We start from the raw sequence: 3,798 nt of genomic DNA, 5'->3' as shown, positions 1-3,798 counted from the left end.
AACCCCCGGACCTGAAACCCCCTCGGGGACCCACCAGGACGAGCGCCACACCGGGCAACCCCGTACGGCCCGCGCCTGGCGCGGGCCGGGGGCGGGCCGTACGGGGCGGAGTTCAAGCGGTCGGCAGGACGATCAAGTCAGCGACCTGGATCATCTGCCGGTGGGGATAGCCACCACGCAGCGCGTGCCCCCCAATGTTGGCGCAGGGCAGCGGATCACCTTTACGCAGCGCGTCCACCGTCGTGGAGTAGCGGTCGGCGAGGATCTGCCAGGCGCGGGCCTGAACAGCCGGTTCAGAAGGAACTCGCGGGAGTCCCGACAACCCGGCCATGCGCGCTCCGCCGCGGGATGAGGGCCAGTGTCTCGGTGCGGGGCGGCGGACCCGGAGGTCGGACCCGGTTCCGCCGCGCGCCGGAGCTAGTCGAACAGAGTGGCGGCCAGGTGCGCGTACGTGGTGCGCTCTGCTCGGCTCAACCGGCTGGTGCCGGGGAGGTAGGGCACCGCGGGTGCGGCGACGGGCAGGTCGGTCTTCACGCCGACGAGGTAGTCCTCCGCTCGGGCCCCTGGCTGTCCGTTGCGCTCGCCGAGCAGGACGATGCCCGCGCACGGCCCGGTGTAGGGAGCGAACTGCTGCTCGAAGTCGACGCTGGGTGCGATGCGCCAGCGCACTTGCCAGTCGTGCGCGCGCATCACGTTCAGCCATCGTTTGTGCCAGTCGGGCTGCAGAGCACGGCCCTTGGGGTCTTCCGCGATCAAGGTCACGGTGGAGCTGGTTGTGGGGCGGTGCCACAGATTCGTGACTCCGATCCAGCGATCCGCCACGGTGGCGATCAGGTCCTGGTCGAAGGGACTGCCATCGAGAAATACGACCTCCGCGCCGGCCCGGCTGGCCCGCTTCCGCAGCTGTTCGGGAACCAGATCGCTCTGGCCGTGAGCACGTATGACCTGTACTGCCGGAGTGTCCCTGAGCAGCGCCGAGGCGTCTCCTTGCGCCGCGCCGTCGACGAGCATCACCTGTCTTCCGTGTTCGGACAGAGCCCGGGCCAGCCCTGTGGCAACGCTTGTTCGGCCCTGGCCACCCGGCGGCCCTGAGCGGACGCTGACAACGGCAACCAGCAGTGGCTGCTCCGCCGACAGGAAGTTCCGCGGCGGAAGGCCCGTGCGCATCGAGGTGCGATGCGTGGGCGAGCGCCGGGCGGCGAGGATCTGCTGGAAGTCTGTTTCCGTCGGCACCTCGTCGTCGGGACTGATCACGCTGGCTCGCGGATAGTCTCGGAAGGCCAGTAGGCGGCGTAGAACGCGGCTGCGAGGCAGGGGGTCTCCGAGCCACCGTTCGTAGGCGGTCAGCTGCTCGCGTTCGGCAGCCGTCCACTGCGGGGCCCGGTGCATGGGATCGCCTTCCTCGCCGATCCGCGCGACCCACTCCAGGGCCTCCTCCGCCTCATCGCCGGGAACCTGGATGGTGATCGCGGCATCATCACCGGGCCGGAACAACTCGAACCTGCCCCTGTGGCGGCTCTTCGGGGCGAGCCGGACACGAAGGCCCGGGACGCCAGCGATTGTCAGCCCTTCGATGTCGAGTTCGGGCTCGTCAACGGGAAGCAGCACGTCCAGAGCCGCCTCCCACTTTCCTTCGTCCAGCTCCAGGGTCAGGCCATCGGGAGTCGGCCGGACGCGGGTGATGCCGTAGATGGCACCGTCGAGGGGACTGTGCCCGTACTCGTAGTCGTGCGCGTCGTGCAGTTCGCTCAGGACGGCGGCTTCGAGCGCGGCCTGTTCGGGGCGGGCAGCGTCGGGAACTCCGTCGGGTCCGTGCAGCTCCTGCCGGGCCTGCGCGTGGGTTTCGTTGGTCAGCCGAGCGCGCATCCGCGCGCGGATCGTGCCCAGAGAAGCAGTCACAGAGACACCTTTCGCACTGCCCGGCCCAGCGTCGAAGGGTGCATACGCAGTTCAAGTACGTACTGCCAGACCAGTGCCCGCTTTGGCGACGGCACTTCACCCGATGCCGGGAGGCGAAGGTTCGCCAGGCCGCGTAACAGCCCAAGGGCTCTTAGGGTAGCAGTCGCGTGGCCAAAGGCAGTGCGCTGACGACCATGCCCGCCTGCCCGCACGACGAGCGGGACGTGCCAGGTCACGGGGCCATCCCGGCCCGGCAGGAAAGACCGTACAAAGACCAGCACATAACACCACAACCCCCCAAACCGTGCCCAGTGAGGGGTGACCGTCCCTCAGCGGGGCGCTTGAGCGGGCCACGTGGTACGGGCGTGGCTCGGCCCGTCGGCTTCGGTGGCACGGCTGTCCTCGAGCGCGGCGTGTCATCGTCGGCCAGCACGGAGAGGCCGGGCACGCCGCGGCCCGCTCGCTACCTCCCCCATCCTGGCCGAATGGGACGCGCGCATCGCCGCCCACGGCAAGACCACCCCCCGGCGAGGCCAAGCGCGATGCGACCATCGCCGACCTCAAGAGGCGCCTGACCGCGAAGACCCAGGAGTGCACGCTGCTGGAAAACAAGCTCAAGGCCGCCCACACCGCGATCGCCGCCCTCTTCCATGACAACGAAGCCCTCCGGCAACAGGTCGACAAGGACGTCTCCACCACCGTCACGCCTATCCGGCCTCGGGGTCCTCACCAACGCCGCTAGGCCCTCGCCAGAAACCGGCCACGGGATGATCTTGGACTCTTGAACGACCTCGCCTGTCACCCGCGCTTCTTGGGCGCCGCCGTCCGTTGCCTTGGAGGAAGATCGCCTTGGCGTTCCCATTCAACCCCGGAGGCATCCATGAAACGAATGGACGGCACCAGGGATTCACGAGCAGGGACATCCAACTTGGAGCGGATCTCAGGGGGAATGGGCCAAGGCCAGTGATCGTGAGCGTTGATCGTTCCGCTGCGCTCGCTTTCGACCGCGTGGAAGGTGCGTGCTTCTGGCTCGAAAAGCCCGATGGTCTGAGCATCCAGGAGGGGGAGGCCGCTGTGATTCGTGATCTTGACATCCGGATACGCCAGGATGCAGGTAACCAGCCGGGCCTGTGCTGACTCCCGGTCTCGACGCTCGGCATCCCGGTGACGGCCATCACGAATGGCGACCAACGCGGCCACGGTTGCCACGAGTAAAGTCCCGCCAGCAACAGCAAAGTTTGTCCCGATCAGCCACCATTCTGATGGGTTCGATACATTCTCCATGGCGCCATGATTGCCGCCGCTGACGCGTATCCGCCCGCGGCACACCGAGACGTCTCAAGTCAGCGCTACCCCATCTTGTCTCCCTTGGCCATCGCCGGCAGCGTCGAGCTCCAGGTCAATCACGCAGCCAGCGTCAAGCAGCATGTCTCATGAGACATGCTGAGCGCGGAGAACGCTTTCAACTGGCTTCAGTGCACTGGGGGTCGATCTGGAGGCCGCGTGCTTGAAGAGCGGCAGCCTCGGGACCGGCCATATCATCAATCTCGTTGGCCCATGTCGTGATGTAGGTAGTGAGGGGCGTGCCTGCGGGCGGCACGTTGGGGATGCAGAACGTCTTACTCCTCCCCGGCTTCCGGCACCAACCGCGTCGGCAGCAAGCCGCGACACCACACCCCGGCTCGCGGTGCGGACCCGTTTCCTGGACGATCAGCTGCTGCGGCTCAATGCCGACGGGGTGCGGCAGTTCGTCTTCGTCGCCGTCGGTATGGACTCGCGTGCCTTCCGCCTTGAGTGGTCCCCCGACGTGCTGATCTACGAACTCGACCGTCCCGCTCTGCTCAGCTTCAAGGAAGGCCTCGTACGCGGCCTCCACGCACCGGCCACGGCCGTCCGGGT

4 protein-coding genes are annotated in these 3,798 nt (G+C 67.5%); 1 reads left to right on the top strand and 3 read right to left on the bottom strand.

Going from position 1 to position 3,798, the window contains the following annotated elements; genetic code table 11:
* Positions 1 to 112 precede the first annotated feature (112 nt).
* The 3 genes from ABZW18_RS34300 to ABZW18_RS34290 form a co-directional block, all read right to left on the bottom strand.
* Entirely contained in the window at positions 113 to 331 is a 219-nt protein-coding gene (locus ABZW18_RS34300) for a hypothetical protein (RefSeq protein ID WP_356195317.1), read from the bottom strand.
* Positions 332 to 417: 86 nt separating this feature from the next.
* The gene (locus ABZW18_RS34295) at positions 418 to 1,899 is read right to left on the bottom strand and encodes a hypothetical protein (RefSeq protein ID WP_356195314.1); all 1,482 of its coding nucleotides are present in this window, start codon (positions 1,897 to 1,899) and stop codon (positions 418 to 420) included.
* Positions 1,900 to 2,697: 798 nt separating this feature from the next.
* Positions 2,698 to 3,183, bottom strand: coding sequence for a hypothetical protein (locus tag ABZW18_RS34290; RefSeq protein WP_356195311.1), 486 nt, complete (start codon positions 3,181 to 3,183; stop codon positions 2,698 to 2,700).
* Between the two features lie 403 nt (positions 3,184 to 3,586).
* On the opposite strand from ABZW18_RS34290, the gene ABZW18_RS34285 reads away from it, so the two are divergent.
* On the top strand, positions 3,587 to 3,798 hold a 212-nt coding region (locus tag ABZW18_RS34285), incomplete at its 3' end, for a class I SAM-dependent methyltransferase (protein ID WP_356195309.1).

The sequence above is a fragment of the Streptomyces sp. NPDC004647 genome (assembly GCF_040609575.1).
Taxonomy (GTDB): domain Bacteria; phylum Actinomycetota; class Actinomycetes; order Streptomycetales; family Streptomycetaceae; genus Streptomyces.
The sequence above is the reverse complement of the archived record's forward strand: the minus strand, read 5'-3'. Positions and strand labels throughout refer to the sequence as shown.

What these genes read in the sequence shown, in the direction of transcription:
- ABZW18_RS34300 (WP_356195317.1), bottom strand. Translation starts at nt 331, where the DNA reads ATGGCCGGGTTGTCGGGACTCCCGCGAGTTCCTTCTGAACCGGCTGTT.
- ABZW18_RS34290 (WP_356195311.1), bottom strand. Translation starts at nt 3,183, where the DNA reads ATGGAGAATGTATCGAACCCATCAGAATGGTGGCTGATCGGGACAAAC.